Origin of the sequence: Cedecea davisae (assembly GCF_044095835.1) — a bacterium.
Lineage (GTDB): Bacteria > Pseudomonadota > Gammaproteobacteria > Enterobacterales > Enterobacteriaceae > Cedecea > Cedecea davisae.
Genome location: NZ_CP172054.1, coordinates 421,159 through 438,879, shown reverse-complemented (window position 1 = coordinate 438,879; position 17,721 = coordinate 421,159). Strand labels below are relative to the sequence as shown.

Sequence of the window (17,721 nt, the reverse complement as noted above, 5' to 3'; positions counted from 1 at the left end):
TGTGAGAGACAGTCCTGATTATTTATTTAGGACAGGATATCTGCATTAAATTACTATTTTTAAACCTTAGCGTTGCTTTTTGCTCTGGCTGTTCATTAATGCTCAAGTAATAAATATCATCAATATTAGCAACCACAAATATTTTTGCTGTTTTTTCATTTGACGTATTCTTTACATACTCACCAGGAATACTGGCCTTTTTTATTTCATCAGCCTGATAGCATCTTACTTCAAAACCAAGACCAGCAGTTTTTGCAACTTTATCCGATATGAAATCATTTAGTGGTATAGATAACACAAAAAACACAAAAATTATTATACCGAACAAAACCTCCTTCGCCACAGCTGTAGTTTTCTTTGTTATAGATGATTTAATAGCCAGATACGAAAGTGAAAAAACAATCAGTGATGTTATGAACAAAACCAGTGCAGCAGGCGCATCAGACAAATATCTTTTAAAGATCTGAATGAAAAGCAAGAAGCATAACATTCCTAGAAATACTGGTATGCACAGAAAGAATACAATTGTTAATTTTTCAATTAATCCATTATAGAATGATAAATGCCTAAAGTTAAAATTAGACTTCCCAGTAAAAAAAATTACATACAAACCGAAAAATAATGGCATCATTAAAAATAGCACTATCCACCACATAGTATTTTCAATGATAAAGATCAACGGCCATAAAGAAACAAAAAAACAAAGGATTATTAATGCAAAATCTTTATGCTTCCTTAAAAAACCAACCCTTGATCTTCTAATAAACGTTTTATATACAGCATTACCAAAGGAAAAATTCCAAATCAAAACTGAAAATGGAAGAAATATAATCACAGATGTTAAAATAAAAAACAAAATCCCATAGGTAAAAATAACGTTTGATTTTGCCAAATCTAAGAAGGAAATATGATACTGGTTAGAAAAATTAAAAAGCTGAAAAGAACCATATATAGTTGAGAAAAAAATCAATACTGGGATGACTTTCCCAATCACTTCGAAATAATGAATAAAATTTTTAATTCTTTTTTGGTTTTTTAACTTTACATCAAAATCTTTTCCAAACTGAGATAGGCCCATATTTAATATTGTCCCTTTTAATACATTAAAGAGTAATCAATAAGCATAAAAGAACGATCAGATATAATATAATTATTTAGTTTATTTCAGTGAGCTCTGACACAAAAAAAGCCACCCGTAGGTAGCTTTCATTTGCATATCGATGGTGCCGAAGGCCGGACTCGAACCGGCACGTATCTCTACGGTTGATTTTGAATCAACTGCGTCTACCGATTTCGCCACTTCGGCACTGAAGGGGTATGCGGAAACGTTGTGGATTATACCTGTCGCTGGCCGCCATGCAAGCGGCGCGGCGCGTAAGTGGCGTTAAGTGCTGCATTTTTCAGCGCTGCTGTGCGCCGCCCCCTGTCCCGCCTGATTCGCGCCTCCTTCGCCTCACACATTCAGCAAATCTATCGTTCTGCGGTTTACATCGGCTTTCATTTGTTATGTGATCCTGTTACGGGCTCTCAAACCCACTCCCTTGCATCGCCAAACCGTAACAGGACACGTATGGATTTCATACAGCACGATCGTGCGCTCGAAAACTACTGGCGCGGCGTTATCCTTTTTGGGAAGAACGTCGCATCTTACAAATTCGCCCTCGCGCACGCCCTGTATGAGATTGATAAATCCGGCAGCGACCTGGTTACCCTGGAAGCACTGGCGCTCCCGTTCAGCCAGCACCTGTGCAGGCACCTGCTCAATGCCCCAAAGCAAATCACCTCCGCCAGCAGCAAGTATCTGGCCGTCTGCGAGCAATTTAACCGGGGCGAAGTCACTCTAAGCACGCTCCAGGAAGCCACAGTGCGGGACGGCTTCAATAACGTGATTGATGCCTTCCACAACGTGAATTTCGCGGAGCTGGATAAACGCTTCTTCCTGGACGAGCGTAAAACCCACAAAGGCATTCGGCTAACGGATAACTTCTACCGGCTTACCGAACGCCACCAGTACCAGAACCTGATTATCGAGACGGAAGCGCGCTGGCGTCTTGTCGAACACGCCTGGGCGGCGGGCATTTCCACCAACCTCGTTGCCGTAGAATACAGCGCAGAAGACAACCTGTTATTCAGCAAAGTGAACGAGCGCCGGGTCAATATCACCAGTTGCCGGGACAGCATCAACGGCTACCAGAAAGGCTCCTGTTTCTATTGCTACAGGCCGATAAGCATCAAACCGGGCGATAGCCATCTCGCAGACGTGGACCACTTCATTCCGTGGGCGGGTAGGCGTTACGTGCCGAACATCAACGGCGTGTGGAACCTGGTCCTGGCCTGCAAAAGCTGTAACAGCCGCAAATCTTCGCGCCTGGCAGAAATAAATTATCTGGAGCGGCTGAACACCCGGAACGAATTTTTCATTCAGAGTAAGCTTCCGCTGCACCAGACTATTGTGCAGCAAACCGGTAAAAGCCCCGCACAGCGCCTCGCCTTCCTTAAAGCAAACTGGGAGGCGGTAAAAAACGAGCGGGCGTTTCATACCTGGAAACCCGAAACGGAAGCAGAGGCAACATTCTGATGAGCCAAAACTACTACCAGACCCACGCTCAGACCTTCTTCGACGGCACGGTCAATGTCGATATATCTCCCCTGCATAAAGCCTTTACCCGCCACCTGCCTGCCCGCGCAAAAGTGCTGGACGCCGGGTGCGGTTCAGGCCGGGATGCGCTGGCCTTTAAACAGCTGGGCTACCGGGTTGAAGCCTTCGACGCCTCCCCCGAGCTGGTCGCCCTGGCGCAGGAGCACAGCGGCCTGCCGGTAAAACAGATGACCTTTTCCGGAGTAAACGAGCAGGAAGTGTTCGACGGCATCTGGTGCTGCGCCTCGCTGCTGCATGTACCTTTTGTGGAGCTGCCCGGCGTAATGCATAAGCTGGCGGCAGCCTTAAAGCCGCGCGGTATCTGGTACTTCTCATTTAAATATGGCGAAGGCGAGCGCGAGCAGGAAGGCCGCACGTTTACGGACATCGACGAGGCAAGGCTGGCTGCACTGCTGACAGACCTGCCCGCCGTTGCCGTCATCGAACAATGGATAACCCAGGACGTTCGCCCCGGCAGGGATGAAAAGTGGCTGAATGTGCTTCTTACCCGAAGCTGAACATCAGCACGTTGTGTATTATTTTTAATTCACTCTATCGGTAATTAGAGATTAATCCTGGCGTGCTTGATAAAGATATATTTAAAAATAAAAGACAATGCATTTATCAAGAATATATAATATTTCACCTTAACAATTATTTAACCTTTCATTATCCAGGTTTTATCATCTGCCAAAAGCCCTATGGCAACCAGCCTCTACCATTATTATCCACGCATTGAATACTCTTCATGGAAATAAACTCAGCACCTGCACCTCTGTGGAGAACAACAACAATGCACATTCTGATGATCGATAAGCAGTCAATATTTATTGAAGGCATGGCATTCGTGCTAAAACCCTTTATTCCTGAAGTAAAAATTCGTGGATTATTCAGCCAACAAGATATTTACCTGAATTTAAGTCAATTCCCCGCCTCTTTAATATTGCTGGATGGCGATGGAAATAAAAATGAGGGGCTGAGACTCCTGGATGAACTGGCAGAGCAATTACCGTCGATCCCGGTGGTGATGCTGGTCAGTAAATATCAGCCGACTCAATTACGGCAATTCCTTCGCCATCATGCTGTCGCGGCCATTCGCCGCGACGCTCCACCAGCCACCATCGCACAAACGTTGCAAACGGCGGCGATGGGAATACTTTGTTTTCCCCACGAAAGCCTTCACGATCTGCACCGCAGCGAGGACGCCAGCGCTTTGCTTAGTGGCCGCCAGAGGGAAATACTTAAGCTTCTGGCAGCGGGGGAATCTAATAAGCAAATTAGCCGCCGCCTGAACATCAGCGCGGGGACGGTTAAGGCCCATCTGGAATCTATTTTTCGACGCCTGAACGTCACCAACCGGACTCAGGCAGCCATGCTCTATAGCGAAGATGAGTGAGCCTGTAAAACACCCCATTCATTAACTGGAAAAGCCCCTTATACCGCAGTGTAAGGGGCTTTATTTTTATTTAAGCACCGGGTAGCCGGTCAGGATATACCATTGATCATTGCTGCCGTAGCGTTCCAGCACCGTCACGGCACTCTGCGTATCGTCAATATCAGCGCTTCCTTTTGTCTTGCTGTAAACTTCCCCCACCTTCGCCCCGGTGCCTTTCATGTCGGTTTTGATAACATAGCGGGACTCGCCGGACGGAACGACAGTCTTATCACAGAATGTCTTAATATCCGCCTCAACCGACTGCCACATTGCGTTCGCGTCAGACCAGCTTGAGGCCGTCGCTTGTTTTGCGCAATTACCCTGCTTTTGCGCCGTGCGCTGCTGTAGCCAGGTGGTGTCTTTGCCAATATGGCATTCAACAAGATGGCTGTTATTGGTTGCAGCTGTTTTCTGCGCACTGACCCAATTAGCCGCGGTAAAATTCCCCGCCGGGAGTGTGCAAGCCAGACCTGTATTAACCGCCCATGCACCGGCTGAGGTAAAAAATAATGAAACAGCCAGGCCAGAAGTAATAGATAAGGATTTAATAGAACCATAAAAACGGAATTGATTAAACATACTCTTCTCCTGCGATTAAAGTGAATGAAGCGAATTCGCAGGTTCAAAGTAATATTTATATACAGCGTGGAATATTTGGCAGTTGGCGGATAAAAAGAGACAAATGGCCTGGGTTATTTTTCCGGGCAGCCAACATGCCACCCGGAAATTTTACTTCTTGTTGAGAGAGACTTGCCAATAGTAATAAAAAGCGATAATCGCCATACCAACATCCTGTAAAATCCAGAAAGGAAACTTCTGCCTGATTATCGCGATATTAAATACCACCCAGGTAAAATTAACACCGCATTGAATAATTAAACCCAACGCGGTGATAAGCAACCCAATACGGCACCATAGCGGAAGGGTCAATGCTCGCCCGTTTAATGCACTCACATAAATAATTAAAGCTATGGTGATGTTCAAAAAAATCTCAGCACATAGCAGCAGTTTCATGCCCATGATTCACTCCTCGGGATCCGGTTTATTGGCCGCTGGAGGAGGTGGTGAATTATCAGACATACTGCGTGCCGCCCGTTTTAATTCCCCGGCGACTTCGAGAATGTCCCGCCCCTCACGGCGATTAAAAAAGTTAGCAAGCCATGCAATCAGGCCGACGCTAAAGGCTCCGATGACATAACCCATGCCCATTGCGATATCGCTGTCGCTGAAGTTCATCCCCAACCAGCGGGTGATCAACCTGCCGAGGGTAATCGTCATGCTTACGCTGATCGCGCCAATAATAATTCCGGCCATTAAGCGCCCATGCTGGTGAAGCTTTTTCGGCTGCCAGAAAAAAGAGACGCTAAGCCCGCCAAATAACCCCGCAAGGGCGGCAAGGCACTGGCTGATAACTGCCTGAAGATTAACTATCTCCATACACACCTCATCAGCAGATGGCCTCAGTCAAAGCTGAGGCCAGAAGAGATCAGTCGCAGGGCGGGAGTGCAACAACGCTGGCGTTGTTGTTGGTAGAGAGGTAGCGCCCTTTGCTGTCCGGGTTAAAGAAGAGGTGCCGCCGGGAAGGCAGGCCTCTCTCACTGTCGAGATCGGCACTGTACCAGGGGCCTTTCTCGGGCAAGGTTCCGGTGTATAAATCCCCGCCCAACACCGTTTTGCTTCGAGTCCAGTCCGTCCGGATGCTGTCCTGCTCTTTACCGCTCCATCCCTCTTTTATGGCTTTATCCCGTGTAACAAAATGGGCAGGCAAAACAGCGCGGTCGTTGAGATAGCGAAGCAGATCGGCCAGGGTTTTGGTGTCCCTGATTTTCGGCAGCCCTTTTTCTTCCAGCGCCTTGTTGGCACCTTCGACCGCCACCTCACATTTTTGCAGAGCAGCATAGCCCGAGGGGGAAATCAGGCTCATGGCAAGGCCAGCGAATAGCAAGCAACGAATAACTATTTTCATTGTTTGTTCCTTTCAGGAAGGTTAGAGGGAAAGAAACAGCTTACGCTCGGCTTCGCGTCGCCGGGTTAACCCCGCCAGTACGTTGCCACCTGCTTTATTCCAGCGGAGAAACTCTTCCGCCGCAGCGCTGTAGTTGCTCTGGTTCAGCAGGCGCAGCAATGTGGAATTTTGCAGGTTTCCCAGCCCAACGTTGAACGCAAAGGCAACCAGAGCATCAAACTGGTTCTGGTTCAGCGCTACGCTCACCTGTCGGCATACGCCGCGTTCGGTCATCCCCAGGTCGGCGCGCAGCAAGTTTTCAGCCTCCTGCTCGGTCAGCGGGCGGTTGTACTCCTCCGTCGCCAGGATCAGGTGGCCGTAACCAATCGTCCACTTCCCTACTGCGTCTTTGTATTTAGCCAGGCGCAAGCCTTCAAAAGATTTGATGAGATCCACACCGGCCTGGCCGGTAGCTGTTGGTTGATTAGCCATTGTTTTCAGTCCTCTCAGTCTGTTTTGGTAATACCTGGTTGGTATATTCATCAATCAGGCGCATCACGCTTTCCGGTGGTTCCAGTACGGTGAATTGCATTTCTATGTCCACATGGCCGCTGTCGCGCCGGCTGCCGTCGCGGCTGGACGGAGACATGCTGACGTGGAACTTACTTACCGCATCACTGGAGGTACCTGACTCGGCGTGCTGCTCTACGGCATCTGTACGCACGGTCAGAAACACCTTCATTTTTTCCAGCATCAGCCCCCGTGGCGTCGCCAGAGCAACCAGCGGCAGCTGGAAGTGATGCTGCTCGTCCAGCTTCATTTCGATGGCTTTCGGGATAAGCTTGCCGTCATCATCAAGTTCAAAAAACGGCTCCAGCGCCTGCATGTACTGCCGCGCAATCAGCTGGTTAGCGGACGAGGCCGCGTGCTGCATCCCACGGGTGATGTCCGCCAGCGTGATGGGGATCCCTCCCGTGCCGCCGGTTGGCGGAATAGAAGGCGGCTCGCCTCCGGGAGGCGTGCCCCCAGCCTGCTCGTCAGAATCATCGGGCTGGTCGGCAGACTGTTGGCCGTCTTCCGCCTCCGGAGATGCGCCATCGGCTTGCGCGTCGGCACCTTCGCCTTTATCCCGGTTCCCCCGCAGCCAATCTTTCATTGCCATAATTCGCTCCGTGTTAAATGAGGCTGCAAAGCAGCCTCAGGGTAGGTTTTAAGGCGTTGTCGACGTGCCAGCGCCGCTAGCCGTGGCCGGGTCGGCCTGGCCGGTTGGCGTTGCAGGATACTGATCCAGATTTTTGGAGGTGATTTTGTCCGCCTCCGATTTCGTTACCGCAGGCTTCGTCGCCGCATCGGTCAGGAAGTCGATGACGCGCATCAGCGCTTCCGGTGGCGGCTGGCGTTTAACCTGGGTATGGATGCTGTACTTGGCACGGGTATCGGTGGAGCGGGTTTGTTCAGACTTATGGGAGACGCGCCCGGTGACTTTGACGCTGAAAGGCCCCCAGCCCACGGAGGCTTCTAACGAGGCATCCGCTTCGGTTTTGCTGTTGCTGGACTCGCTCTGGGACACTTCCAGTTCGAAGTCGATGGTGCCTTCTTCGATGCTGATGTTAGGGTGTGAAATTGCCGCCATCAGCGGAATGCTCATGGTTTTTTTCACCACACCCTGGATAACACCTTTGTCATCGACGATGGTTTCGTCGTAATCGAACTGCACGGACTGCGCTTTACCATTCTTAATACACACGGACAGCAGGAAGTCTGCATAAGCCTTACTGGCCTGTACCTGTGCTTTGATCATGGCCTGTAGGGGGCCGCCAATCATGTGTTCCAGCGGCAGGGCATTAATAACCGAACCAATAAATTGTGAATCCATAGTGGATACTCCTGTGGTTGGATAAAAACATCGCGTTGCGAATTCGCAGAACCCACATTACGCGCGGCAGGAGCAGGGAAATATTTGCTGAATAGCGGCCATCCCGGCGGAAAATGGCCCAGGGCATTTTGGCGATAGGCCAGCTATTTCCCCCCACAGCACTTCACGCCAACAGGTCCCACCCGCCAGATGTTCTAAACTGGTTGCAGTGCCAACACAGAGGATGAGCGAATGTCTGTTATCAAAAGTTATGCCGCGCCAAAGGCCGGTGCGGAGCTGGAGCTTCAGGATTTCGACGCAGGCGATCTGCTGCCGGAAGATGTAGAGGTTAAGGTCGATTATTGCGGCATCTGCCATTCGGACTTGTCGATGATCGACAACGAATGGGGCTTTTCGCAGTACCCGCTGGTCGCCGGGCATGAGGTGATTGGCCGCGTACACGCCCTGGGTTCAGCGGCGCAGAATAAAGGCCTGAAGGTTGGCCAGCGCGTGGGCATCGGCTGGACGGCACGCAGCTGCGGCCACTGCGACGCCTGTATCAGCGGCAGCCAGATCAACTGCCAGCAAGGCAGCACCGCCACCATTATGAACCGCGGCGGCTTCGCCGATAAAATTCGCGCAGACTGGCAGTGGGTCATTCCGCTGCCGGACTCCATCGACATCGAATCCGCAGGGCCGCTGCTATGCGGCGGCATCACGGTGTTCAAACCGCTGCTGATGCACCACATCACCGCCACCAGCCGCGTGGGCGTTATCGGCATCGGCGGCCTGGGCCACATCGCCATCAAGCTGCTGCACGCCATGGGCTGCGAGGTAACGGCGTTCAGTTCTAACCCGTCCAAAAAAGAAGAAGTGCTGGCGATGGGTGCAGATAAAGTCGTCAACAGCCGCGACCCGGAGGCGTTAACCGCTCTGGCAGGCCAGTTCGACCTGATTATCAACACCGTAAACGTCGATCTCGACTGGATGCCGTACTTCAAGGCGCTGGCCTACGGCGGCAACTTCCATACCGTTGGCGCGGTAATGAAGCCGTTCGAAGTTCCGGCCTTCACCCTGATTGCCGGAGACCGCAGCATCTCCGGGTCGGCAACCGGCTCCCCGCACGAACTGCGCTCCCTGATGAAGCTGGCAGGCCGGGCGAAGGTTCAGCCGCAAATCGAGCTGTACCCGATGTCAAAAATCAACGAAGCCATCCAGCATGTACGGGACGGCAAAGCCCGCTACCGCGTGGTACTCAAGTCAGATTTCTGATGTAAAAAAGGCTCCCGAGGGAGCCTTTTCAGTTATTTAACCAGGTCGGCAAATACCGCCGCCACGGCAACGGCTCCGGGGTCTTTCACCCCTTCGAGGTTGCCGCTGTTCACGTAAGATGAGCGCCCGGCGTTGGCTTTTTGCATCTTCGCCGTGTCGTCCGCGCCCTTCTCTGCTGCCTTCGCAGCGGCCTTCAGGTCTTTGTCCCTCAGGGCTTCCAGCGCCGGTTGCAGGGCGTCTATCAGCGTTCTGTCGCCCAGGTCCGCGCCGCCGTAGCGTTTCATCTGCTCCAGGCCAAACAGCAGCGACTCTGCCAGCGGTTTTTTCTCGCCCACTTTTTGCCCGGCTGCGGTAAAGAATATCGACATCAGCACGCCGCTGGAGCCGCCCATTACGGTTGCCAGCCGCTCGCCCACCAGCCCCAGCAGCGCGGCGGAGTCGTTAAGCGGCAGTTTGCCTTTTTCGTTCAGGTTCGCGATGTCGCGCGCGCCTTCGGCAAAGGTCGAGCCTGTATCGCCGTCGCCCACTTTGGCGTCCAGGGCGTTAAGGTGGTTTTCCTGGTCGATAAGCGTTCTGGTTACGCTCGCCACCAGAGCTTTGACTTCATCATTGGCAGAAGCTTTTACTTCGCTACCTTCGCGAATGGCGCTCTGCTTCTGCTCCGGCATCTTGTGGTATTTCACCATCGGCTGCCAGCCGGCGGTTTCAACGTCGGACTCCAGCGCCTTAATAAATTCCGGGTTGAGTTTAATGGCGGAAAGCGAGAAACCTTTCATATCCAGGGCGCTGACCAGCGGCGCAGGGCCAATCAGGTATTTAATTTGTGGGCCAAGGTCGGAGTGCATAAGCTCTTTGGTCAGGAGCGCCATCTCGAGGGAAGAAACGCCGCCGAGGTTGTTGATCAGCACCGCAAGGTCGCTCTCCTGGCCGGTGGCTTTGCGCAGGTGCTTAGCCAAAGTGGCAATCACCTGTTTGCTGTTCTGCGTCTCCACGGTGCTGGCGCCCGGTTCCCCGTGAATGCCCAGCCCAAGTTCAACGTGGCCGCCTTTAATGCGGCCTTCTTCTTCGTCGCTGCCCGGCAGGTTACAGGTCTGCATCGCCACGCCCATGCTGGCAAGGCTGTTGCAGGCTTGTTGGGCGATGTCGCGCACGTCGCTCAGCGCTTTGCCCTGCTCGGCGGCAAAGCCCGCAATTTTGTGGACCAAAGCCGTTCCGGCAATGCCGCGCGGCTGCTTGTTGTCCGGCAGCGAGATGTCGTCCCCGACGATGACCATCTCCACCTTCAGGCCGTGTTTTTTGGCTTTCTCTCCGGCCAGGCCAAAGTTGAGCCTGTCACCGGTGTAGTTTTTCACAATCAGCAGGCAGCCTCGGTCGCCGGTTACGCCCACAATCGCGTTCAATACCGCGTCCACGCTCGGCGAGGCGAACAGGTCCCCGCACACTGCGGCGGTCAGCATTCCACGGCCAACAAAGCCAACGTGGGCCGGTTCATGGCCGGAGCCGCCGCCGGAGATAATCGCCACTTTGCTTTTATCCCAGTCGTTACGCGCCACTACGCGGATGGCCGGATCAATGTCCAGCCGGGTCAGGTTGCGGTAGCGGGAACTGATAATCACGCCTTCGATGGCGTCGTTGACCAGCTGTTTGCGGTCGTCATAAAAGAATCTGGACATAGCACTCCCTGTATTTTTTAAGCGGTTTGCATAGCATAGCCCTTTGCCGGGCCGGTGAGGTAAACATGAGAAGATCCCGATGCTCTATTCGTGCGGAAGGCTATGCTTTAAGAAGAAATGTTGCCCCAGGGAAAAGCTCATGACTGAACCACTGCTGATCGCCAGAACCAAAGAAACAGAACTGCACATCCTGCCGAATATGGCCAACCGCCACGGGCTGATAACCGGCGCGACGGGCACCGGGAAAACCGTCACCTTGCAGAAGCTTGCCGAGTCGTTCTCAGAGATAGGCGTGCCGGTGTTTATGGCCGACGTGAAGGGCGATTTAACCGGCGTAGCTAAAGAAGGCGCGGAGTCAGAAAAGCTGCTAGCAAGGCTTGCCAATATAGGCGTTACCGACTGGTCGCCGCACGGCAACCCGGTAGTGCTGTGGGACATTTTCGGGGAAAAAGGCCACCCGGTGCGCGCCACAATCTGCGACCTTGGCCCGCTGCTGCTGGCGCGCCTGCTTGATCTCAACGAGGTACAAAGCGGCGTGCTGCAAATCATCTTCCGCGTTTCGGACGACCAGGGTCTGCCGCTGCTGGACTTTAAAGATCTGCGGGCGCTCACCCAGTACGTGGGCGACAACGCAAAAACCTTCCAGACGCAGTACGGCAATATCAACAGCGCGTCCGTCGGGGCCATTCAGCGCGGGCTGCTGTCGCTTGAGCAGCAGGGCGCGGAGTATTTCTTCGGCGAGCCGATGCTGGAGATTAAAGACTGGATGCGCACCGACGAAAACGGCAAAGGCATCATCAATATTCTCTCAGCGGAAAAGCTCTACCAGATGCCGAAGCTCTACGCCGCCAGCCTGCTGTGGATGCTGTCGGAGCTTTACGAGCAACTGCCGGAAGCGGGCGACCTGGATAAACCAAAACTGGTGTTCTTCTTTGACGAAGCGCACCAGCTGTTTAACGATGCCCCGCAGGTGCTGTTGGATAAAATCGAGCAGGTGATCCGCCTGATCCGCTCCAAAGGCGTGGGCGTTTACTTCGTGACGCAAAACCCGGCAGACATTCCCGACATGGTGCTCGGCCAGCTCGGCAACCGCGTTCAGCACGCGCTGCGAGCCTTCACGCCAAAAGACCAGAAGGCGGTGAAAGCGGCGGCGCAGACTATGCGAGCCAACCCGGCGTTCGACACGGAAAAAGCGATTCAGGAACTGGGCACCGGCGAGGCGCTGATTTCGTTTCTGGATGCAAAAGGCAGCCCGACGGTAGTTGAACGAGCGATGGTTATCGCTCCTTGTTCGCGAATGGGGCCGGTCACCGACGACGAGCGCAACGGCCTGCTGAACCACTCCCCGCTCTACGGCAAATACGATGAAGTGATAGACCGGGATTCCGCCTACGAAATGCTACTGAGGGGCGTGCAGGCCGCCGGAGACAAGCAAGGTGCGCCTCCGGTACAGGGCCAGCCCGCAGAGGCGGACGGCGGCGTTTTTGGCGGGCTGAAGGATATTCTGTTCGGCACCACCGGCCCGCGCGGCGGTAAGCACGACGGCGTAGTACAGACCATGGCGAAGAGCGCGGCGCGGCAGGTGACTAACCAGATTATTCGCGGGGTGCTCGGGAGTATTATGGGCGGCCGCAAACGGTAGAGTTCGCAATTTCCCCCCTCACCCTGACCCTCTCCCTCAAGGGAGAGGGGATTTTCTCTTTCTACCCAATCCATTGAGCAGCCTCAGCTTTATTTCCCCCTCTCCCTTCCAGGGAGAGGGCCGGGGTGAGGGTAATAAACCCTGCAATAACAGCCACATGCCTCACAGGGGCAATTTTGTGCTAGATTACGCCCGTTTTTGGAAATCAGTCAGAAGAAATAATTAGATAATGCGTAAATTCTGGACAAAAGAAGAAACTTTGTGGAGTTTCGCCTTATATGGTACTGCCGTTGGCGCAGGCACCCTTTTCCTCCCCATTCAGCTCGGCTCCGCCGGGGCAATTGTTCTCCTGCTCACCGCGCTAATTGCCTACCCGCTGACCTATTGGCCACACCGGGCGCTATGCCAGTTTATCCTGTCGGCTAAAACCTCGGGCAGCGGAGGCATTACCAGCGCCGTCACCCATTATTACGGCAAAACCATCGGCAACCTGATAACCGGGCTCTATTTCCTGGCGTTCTTTGTCGTTATCCTGATTTATGCGGTGGCGATAACCAACTCCCTTACGGAGCAGTTGGCCAAGCATATGGCGATTACCACCGGCACAAGGGTGATGGTCAGTCTTGGCGTGGTCGCCGCGCTGAACCTTATCTTCCTGATGGGCCGCCAAATCACCATCAAGGTGATGGGCTTCCTGGTGTTCCCGCTGATCGCCTACTTCCTGTTTCTCTCGGTTTATCTCTCCGGCAGCTGGCATATGTCATTGCTCACCGAAGGGCTGACCCTCGACCGGCACGCGCTGGGTGAGATCTGGATGTCGATTCCGGTCATGGTGTTCGCCTTCAGCCATACGCCAATTATCTCCACCTTTGCCGTCGCCCAGCGTGAAAGCCACGGCGAAGGCGCGATGCATAACAGCAAGAAGATCATGCGCGTGGCCTATTTTGTGATTTGCGCCAGCGTGCTGTTCTTTGTCTTCAGCTGCTTCCTGTCTATTCCTGCTCAGGAAATTGCGGCGGCCAAAGCTCAGGGCGTAACGATTTTGTCCGCGCTGTCGATGGTGCCGGGCACGCCTGCATGGCTGGGCATTTCGGGCTTTGTGGTCGCCGTGGTAGCGATGTCCAAGTCTTTCCTTGGCACCTATTTTGGGGTTATTGAAGGTGCGGCTGCGATTGTTAAGTCAACGCTGGGGGCTGCGGGGGTAAGCAAAAGCCGGGCTTTCTGCCGGGCGCTGTCTATCGCGCTGATTTCTACCGTGACCTTCGTGGTGTGCTACATCAACCCGAACGCGCTGGCGATGATTTACGCCATCAGCGGGCCGCTTATCGCCCTGATCCTGTTTATTATGCCCACCCTTTCAACTTATCTGGTTCCCGCGCTCAAGCCGTGGCGTTCGCTGGCTAATCTGCTGACGCTGATTGTTGGGGTGCTGTGCGTATCGGTGATGTTTATTCACTAATTCCCCTCACCCCGGCCCTCTCCCCAAAGGGGCGAGGGAGGAAAGAAAAACAGCGTGTTATCAGCAAGATCCCCTCTCCATTTTTAAGTGGAGGGGGAAAAGAAAGAACAGGTATTTTCAGGAAGATCCCCTCTCCCTTTTAGGGTGTACATACCGGAGACATGGTGAACACTTGTTCGGGGACATGGTAGACACTTACAACTACGGCATAAGAACCCTCTTCCGGAGTCGCTTATGCCCTGGGATGCGAGAGATACCATGTCATTACGTCACGAGTTTGTTCACTTTGCCTCGCAGGACGGGGCTAACATCCGGGCGCTCTGTCGCCACTTCGGCATCGCGCCCGCCACCGGATATAAGTGGCTTTGCCGCTTTCTCGAGGCCGGACTTCCCGGCCTCGCTGACCGCTCACGGGCTCCCCATCATTCTCCCAACGCCACCGCCGCTCAGGTGGCTGACCTGTTACAGCAGGCACACCTGGCCCATCCCCGCTGGGGAGCCCGCAAGATTAAGGCCTGGCTGGAAGCGCAGGGGCACCACCTTCCTGCCGTCAGTACCGTGCACAACCTGATGCACCGTCACGGCCTGCTACCCGGTGTACCGCCGGGTATCCCCTCTGCCGGTCGCTTCGAACACGGCAGGCCGAACGCCCTCTGGCAGATGGATTTTAAGGGACACTTTCCCTTCGCCGGTGGGCGCAGCCATCCCCTCACGCTGCTGGACGACCACTCCCGGTTTTCACTCTGCCTGACGCACTGCGACAACGAGCGGCGTGAGACCGTGCAGTCACATCTGACAAAGGTGTTTGAGCGCTATGGCCTGCCGGAGAGGATGACCATGGATAACGGGGCGCCCTGGGGAGACACCACCGGGACCTGGACCGCGCTGGAGCTGTGGCTGATGCGTCAGGGTATCCGGGTGGGGCACTCGCGGCCTTATCATCCCCAGACGCAGGGCAAGCTCGAGCGTTTTCACCGCAGTCTGAAGGCGGAGGTTCTGCAGGGGAAATGGTTCACGGACAGCGACCAGCTCCAGCGGGTATTTGACCACTGGCGGGAGGTCTATAACTTTGAACGCCCGCATGAGGGACTGAATATGGCGGTCCCGGGTTCGCGCTATCAGCCTTCGGCCAGACAGTACAGAAGCGATGCTCCCGGGCCGGAGTACGATGACGGCGTGGCGGTAAGAAAAGTGGATATCAGTGGAAGCCTGAGCATCAGAGGTATCAGCCTGAAAGCGGGCAAAGCGTTCAGGGGAGAGCGAGTGGGGCTGAAGGAAAGCGGTGAGGACGGTTGTTATGAGGTGTGGTGGTACAGCACGAAAGTGGGAATGATCGACCTGAAGAACCGGTCGATCATCATGGGTAAAAGATGTTAAAAGGTGTTCACTATGTCCCCGAACATCTGTCTACTATGTCCCCGGAACGTACATAGGGAGAGGGTTAGGGTGAGGGTAAAAACTTAGCCCGAGCGCTTCATCAACATCCACAGGCTTATCAGCAGGAACGACACGCTAGGCAGCAATGCACCGATAATAGGCGGGATGTTGTACACCAGGCTCAGCGGGCCAAACACCTGATCCAGCACGTAGAAAATAAAGCCGAAGCTAATCCCCGTCACCACCCTCACGCCCATCGGCACGCTACGCAGCGGGCCAAAGATGAACGAAAGCGCCATCAGCATCATCACCGCCACCGATACGGGGGCAAAAATCTTGCTCCACATATTCAGCTGGTAACGCCTTGAATCCTGGCCGCTGGTCTTCAGGTATTTCATGTAATCGTACAGGCCGCTTATCGACAGCGAGTCCGGGTCGAGCGCCACTACGCCAAGCTTGTCCGGCGTCAGGTTGGTCTTCCACTCGCCGCTCACGGTTTGCGAGCCGGTGATTTGTTTCGGGTCGGTCAGGTTTGATTCTTCAACCTGTGACAGCCGCCAGACTTTATGTTCGGCGTCGTACTTCGCGGCCGCAGCATTGCGCACGGAAAGCAGGCGGCGCTCGCCGTTGAAGTGGTAAATCATGATCCCCGCAATTTCTGTATCGCTGTTCACATGGTCGATATACACGAAGTCATGGCCGTCTTTCGCCCAAATCGCATTCGTGGTGGAGAGCAACGAACCGCCGAGCAGCATCTGTGCGCGGTAATTACGCGCCATCTGCTCGCCCTGAGGCGCAACCCATTCACCAATCGCCATGGTCAACAACACCAGCGGGATAGCGGTTTTCATCACCGAAGAGGCGATTTGCATGCGGGTAAAGCCCGAAGCCTGCATCACCACCAGCTCGCTGCGCTGAGCCAGCATCCCCAGGCCCAGCAGCGCGCCAAGCAGCGCCGCCATCGGGAAGAAGATTTGAATATCTTTCGGCACGCTGAGCAGGGTGTACATCCCCGCTCCAGCCGCAGAATAAGAGCCCTGCCCGGTTTTCTTTAACTGGTCAACGAACTTAATAATCCCTGAGAGCGACACCAGCATAAACAGCGTCATCAGGATGGTGTTTAAGATGGTTTTACCGATATAACGGTCAAGTACGCCAAACATTTAAGCCGCTCCTTTGTTGCTAAAGCGGGCGCGCAGTTTACGCATCGCTACCGTATCCCAGAGGTTCAGCACGACGGCCAGCGCCAGGTAAACCACATTAACCGTCCAGAGCCAAATCATCGGATCAAGCTTCTCTTTTGCCCCACTGGAGCGCAGCGAGCTTTGCAGCAGGAAGAACACCAGGTAAAGCAGCATCGCCGGCAGCATAGACAACACGCGGCCCTGGCGCGGGTTTACCACGCTGAGCGGCACCACCATCAGCGCCATAATAAAGACCGACATGATAAGCGTCAGGCGCCAGTGCAGCTCCGCGCGGGCCGCGGGCTCCGGGCTCTTCCACAGATCCAACGTGCTCATCTGGCTGGTGTCGGACGGGTCAAGCATCACCGCCTGGTGGCCCACCACGGCCTGGTAATCTTTAAAGTCGGTAATACGGAAATCGCGCAGCGCCGAAGTGCCTTCGAAGCGGGTCCCGCTGTTTAATTTAACTATTTGCGTGCCGTCCGGGCGCTGGAAGATTTGGCCGGAGTCCGCCACCACAACCGAAGGACGAGTGCTCCCTTTCGGGCGGGTCTGCGCCAGGAAGACGTCTTTGAACTCTTTGCCCTGAACGCTTTCGATAAACAGCACCGCGCCACCGTTGGTCGCCGTCTGGAACTGGCCCTGTGCCAGCGCCGCCATGCCGGGGTTAGCTCTGGCTTCGGCCAGCACTTCATCCTGGTGGCGTGCCGACCACGGGCTGAGCCACGCCACGTTGACCGTGGCCACAATGCCGGTAAAGAGTGCGAGAACCATCGCTGCTTTTACCAGTACTGCTTTACTCAGACCACAGGCATGCATTACCGTGATTTCGCTCTCGGTATACAAACGCCCAAGCGTCATGAGCAGGCCGAGGAACAGGCTCAGGGGAAGAATTAGCTGCGCCATCTCAGGCACGCCTAATCCAAGCAGAGAAAGTACGAGGTTTGTCGGGATTTCGCCGTCAGCCGCGGCGCCCAGGATCCTGACCAGCTTCTGAGCAAAGAAAATCAGCAGCAGGATAAAAAGGATCGCCAGTTGGCTCTTCAGCGTCTCCCGAACCAGATATCTTATGATAATCACATTAAATACGCCTGTGGAAACGAGTCTTTTTGCAGGAAAATCGCTTGTTTCATCGCTTATACGTCATTTATTCTCTTTAGTCGTCGAAAACATCGCTAAGATTAGATAGCCTGGCGAAGTCGCCTGACAGGGCGATGTTTAGACCTAATAGAAAACGTAAA

Annotated in this window: 18 protein-coding genes and 1 tRNA gene; 7 read left to right on the top strand and 12 right to left on the bottom strand. The window is 53.9% G+C overall.

Translation table 11 applies throughout. The features are described 5' to 3' along the window. Window positions 1–22: 22 nt before the first annotated feature. A complete protein-coding gene (locus ACG1VR_RS02570) occupies window positions 23–1,078 on the bottom strand; it encodes a hypothetical protein (RefSeq protein WP_395490147.1) in 1,056 nt (351 codons plus the stop codon). 143 nt (window positions 1,079–1,221) lie between these two features. Next, window positions 1,222–1,306: transfer RNA gene (locus tag ACG1VR_RS02565), tRNA-Leu, on the bottom strand. Window positions 1,307–1,570: 264 nt separating this feature from the next. Between ACG1VR_RS02565 and ACG1VR_RS02560 the strand changes: the two genes are divergently transcribed. The 3 genes from ACG1VR_RS02560 (at window position 1,571) to ACG1VR_RS02550 (ending at window position 4,034) form a co-directional block, all read left to right on the top strand. Further along, complete coding sequence (locus ACG1VR_RS02560) at window positions 1,571–2,578, top strand: HNH endonuclease (RefSeq protein ID WP_395490146.1); 1,008 nt, start codon at window positions 1,571–1,573, stop codon at window positions 2,576–2,578. Further along, window positions 2,578–3,156, top strand: a complete 579-nt coding sequence (locus tag ACG1VR_RS02555) for a class I SAM-dependent methyltransferase (protein WP_395490145.1) — start codon at window positions 2,578–2,580, stop codon at window positions 3,154–3,156. Before ACG1VR_RS02560 ends, ACG1VR_RS02555 begins: the two co-directional genes overlap by 1 nt. Window positions 3,157–3,431: 275 nt before the next feature. Beyond that, window positions 3,432–4,034, top strand: coding sequence for a DNA-binding response regulator (locus tag ACG1VR_RS02550; RefSeq protein ID WP_395490144.1), 603 nt, complete (start codon window positions 3,432–3,434; stop codon window positions 4,032–4,034). 66 nt (window positions 4,035–4,100) lie between these two features. On the opposite strand, the gene ACG1VR_RS02545 is transcribed toward ACG1VR_RS02550, so the two are convergent. From ACG1VR_RS02545 to ACG1VR_RS02515, 7 genes are all read right to left on the bottom strand, one after another. Continuing rightward, window positions 4,101–4,652, bottom strand: a complete 552-nt coding sequence (locus ACG1VR_RS02545; RefSeq protein ID WP_395490143.1) for an RNase A-like domain-containing protein — start codon at window positions 4,650–4,652, stop codon at window positions 4,101–4,103. A 150-nt stretch (window positions 4,653–4,802) separates the two neighbouring features. Further along, the gene (locus ACG1VR_RS02540; protein ID WP_395490142.1) at window positions 4,803–5,093 is read right to left on the bottom strand and encodes a hypothetical protein; all 291 of its coding nucleotides are present in this window, start codon (window positions 5,091–5,093) and stop codon (window positions 4,803–4,805) included. A gap of 3 nt (window positions 5,094–5,096) precedes the next feature. Continuing rightward, on the bottom strand, window positions 5,097–5,510 hold the full coding sequence (locus ACG1VR_RS02535) for a hypothetical protein (RefSeq protein ID WP_395490141.1): 414 nt from the start codon (window positions 5,508–5,510) through the stop codon (window positions 5,097–5,099). Window positions 5,511–5,559: 49 nt separating this feature from the next. Beyond that, window positions 5,560–6,039: a ribonuclease gene (locus ACG1VR_RS02530; RefSeq protein ID WP_395490140.1), complete on the bottom strand. Its 480-nt coding sequence runs from the start codon at window positions 6,037–6,039 to the stop codon at window positions 5,560–5,562. 21 nt (window positions 6,040–6,060) lie between these two features. Continuing rightward, complete coding sequence (locus ACG1VR_RS02525) at window positions 6,061–6,510, bottom strand: lysozyme (protein WP_395490139.1); 450 nt, start codon at window positions 6,508–6,510, stop codon at window positions 6,061–6,063. Beyond that, window positions 6,503–7,180: a DUF2589 domain-containing protein gene (locus tag ACG1VR_RS02520; RefSeq protein WP_395490138.1), complete on the bottom strand. Its 678-nt coding sequence runs from the start codon at window positions 7,178–7,180 to the stop codon at window positions 6,503–6,505. Before ACG1VR_RS02520 ends, ACG1VR_RS02525 begins: the two co-directional genes overlap by 8 nt. 48 nt (window positions 7,181–7,228) lie before the next feature. After that, window positions 7,229–7,894, bottom strand: coding sequence for a DUF2589 domain-containing protein (locus ACG1VR_RS02515; RefSeq protein ID WP_395490137.1), 666 nt, complete (start codon window positions 7,892–7,894; stop codon window positions 7,229–7,231). Between the two features lie 231 nt (window positions 7,895–8,125). Between ACG1VR_RS02515 and ACG1VR_RS02510 the strand changes: the two genes are divergently transcribed. Then, window positions 8,126–9,145 (top strand): NAD(P)-dependent alcohol dehydrogenase, encoded by a 1,020-nt coding sequence (locus ACG1VR_RS02510; protein ID WP_016538309.1) that lies wholly within the window; start codon window positions 8,126–8,128, stop codon window positions 9,143–9,145. Window positions 9,146–9,177: 32 nt separating this feature from the next. Here the strand turns inward: ACG1VR_RS02510 and ACG1VR_RS02505 are convergent, their stop codons facing one another. After that, entirely contained in the window at window positions 9,178–10,818 is a 1,641-nt protein-coding gene (locus ACG1VR_RS02505) for a dihydroxyacetone kinase subunit DhaK (protein ID WP_395490136.1), read from the bottom strand. Between the two features lie 139 nt (window positions 10,819–10,957). On the opposite strand from ACG1VR_RS02505, the gene ACG1VR_RS02500 reads away from it, so the two are divergent. The 3 genes from ACG1VR_RS02500 to ACG1VR_RS02490 all read left to right on the top strand — a co-directional run bounded on the left by ACG1VR_RS02500 (window position 10,958) and on the right by ACG1VR_RS02490 (window position 15,296). Then, a complete protein-coding gene (locus ACG1VR_RS02500) occupies window positions 10,958–12,460 on the top strand; it encodes a helicase HerA-like C-terminal domain-containing protein (protein ID WP_395490135.1) in 1,503 nt (500 codons plus the stop codon). A 229-nt stretch (window positions 12,461–12,689) separates the two neighbouring features. Next, window positions 12,690–13,919, top strand: a complete 1,230-nt coding sequence (locus ACG1VR_RS02495) for an amino acid permease (protein WP_172568936.1) — start codon at window positions 12,690–12,692, stop codon at window positions 13,917–13,919. A gap of 234 nt (window positions 13,920–14,153) precedes the next feature. After that, entirely contained in the window at window positions 14,154–15,296 is a 1,143-nt protein-coding gene (locus ACG1VR_RS02490) for an IS481 family transposase (RefSeq protein WP_395488908.1), read from the top strand. A gap of 83 nt (window positions 15,297–15,379) precedes the next feature. On the opposite strand, the gene lptG is transcribed toward ACG1VR_RS02490, so the two are convergent. Continuing rightward, on the bottom strand, window positions 15,380–16,459 hold the full coding sequence (lptG, locus tag ACG1VR_RS02485) for an LPS export ABC transporter permease LptG (RefSeq protein ID WP_016538313.1): 1,080 nt from the start codon (window positions 16,457–16,459) through the stop codon (window positions 15,380–15,382). Continuing rightward, window positions 16,460–17,560: an LPS export ABC transporter permease LptF gene (lptF, locus tag ACG1VR_RS02480; RefSeq protein ID WP_016538314.1), complete on the bottom strand. Its 1,101-nt coding sequence runs from the start codon at window positions 17,558–17,560 to the stop codon at window positions 16,460–16,462. It lies immediately after the preceding gene. Window positions 17,561–17,721 lie beyond the last annotated feature (161 nt).

Coding starts and splice junctions, on each gene's coding strand:
- ACG1VR_RS02530 (WP_395490140.1), bottom strand. CDS start 6,039: ATGAAAATAGTTATTCGTTGCTTGCTATTCGCTGGCCTTGCCATGAGC.
- ACG1VR_RS02495 (WP_172568936.1), top strand. CDS start 12,690: ATGCGTAAATTCTGGACAAAAGAAGAAACTTTGTGGAGTTTCGCCTTA.
- ACG1VR_RS02545 (WP_395490143.1), bottom strand. CDS start 4,652: ATGTTTAATCAATTCCGTTTTTATGGTTCTATTAAATCCTTATCTATT.
- ACG1VR_RS02500 (WP_395490135.1), top strand. CDS start 10,958: ATGACTGAACCACTGCTGATCGCCAGAACCAAAGAAACAGAACTGCAC.
- ACG1VR_RS02490 (WP_395488908.1), top strand. CDS start 14,154: ATGCCCTGGGATGCGAGAGATACCATGTCATTACGTCACGAGTTTGTT.
- ACG1VR_RS02560 (WP_395490146.1), top strand. CDS start 1,571: ATGGATTTCATACAGCACGATCGTGCGCTCGAAAACTACTGGCGCGGC.
- ACG1VR_RS02510 (WP_016538309.1), top strand. CDS start 8,126: ATGTCTGTTATCAAAAGTTATGCCGCGCCAAAGGCCGGTGCGGAGCTG.
- ACG1VR_RS02520 (WP_395490138.1), bottom strand. CDS start 7,180: ATGGCAATGAAAGATTGGCTGCGGGGGAACCGGGATAAAGGCGAAGGT.
- ACG1VR_RS02515 (WP_395490137.1), bottom strand. CDS start 7,894: ATGGATTCACAATTTATTGGTTCGGTTATTAATGCCCTGCCGCTGGAA.
- ACG1VR_RS02550 (WP_395490144.1), top strand. CDS start 3,432: ATGCACATTCTGATGATCGATAAGCAGTCAATATTTATTGAAGGCATG.
- ACG1VR_RS02555 (WP_395490145.1), top strand. CDS start 2,578: ATGAGCCAAAACTACTACCAGACCCACGCTCAGACCTTCTTCGACGGC.
- ACG1VR_RS02540 (WP_395490142.1), bottom strand. CDS start 5,093: ATGGGCATGAAACTGCTGCTATGTGCTGAGATTTTTTTGAACATCACC.
- lptG (WP_016538313.1), bottom strand. CDS start 16,459: ATGTTTGGCGTACTTGACCGTTATATCGGTAAAACCATCTTAAACACC.
- ACG1VR_RS02525 (WP_395490139.1), bottom strand. CDS start 6,510: ATGGCTAATCAACCAACAGCTACCGGCCAGGCCGGTGTGGATCTCATC.
- ACG1VR_RS02570 (WP_395490147.1), bottom strand. CDS start 1,078: ATGGGCCTATCTCAGTTTGGAAAAGATTTTGATGTAAAGTTAAAAAAC.
- ACG1VR_RS02505 (WP_395490136.1), bottom strand. CDS start 10,818: ATGTCCAGATTCTTTTATGACGACCGCAAACAGCTGGTCAACGACGCC.
- ACG1VR_RS02535 (WP_395490141.1), bottom strand. CDS start 5,510: ATGGAGATAGTTAATCTTCAGGCAGTTATCAGCCAGTGCCTTGCCGCC.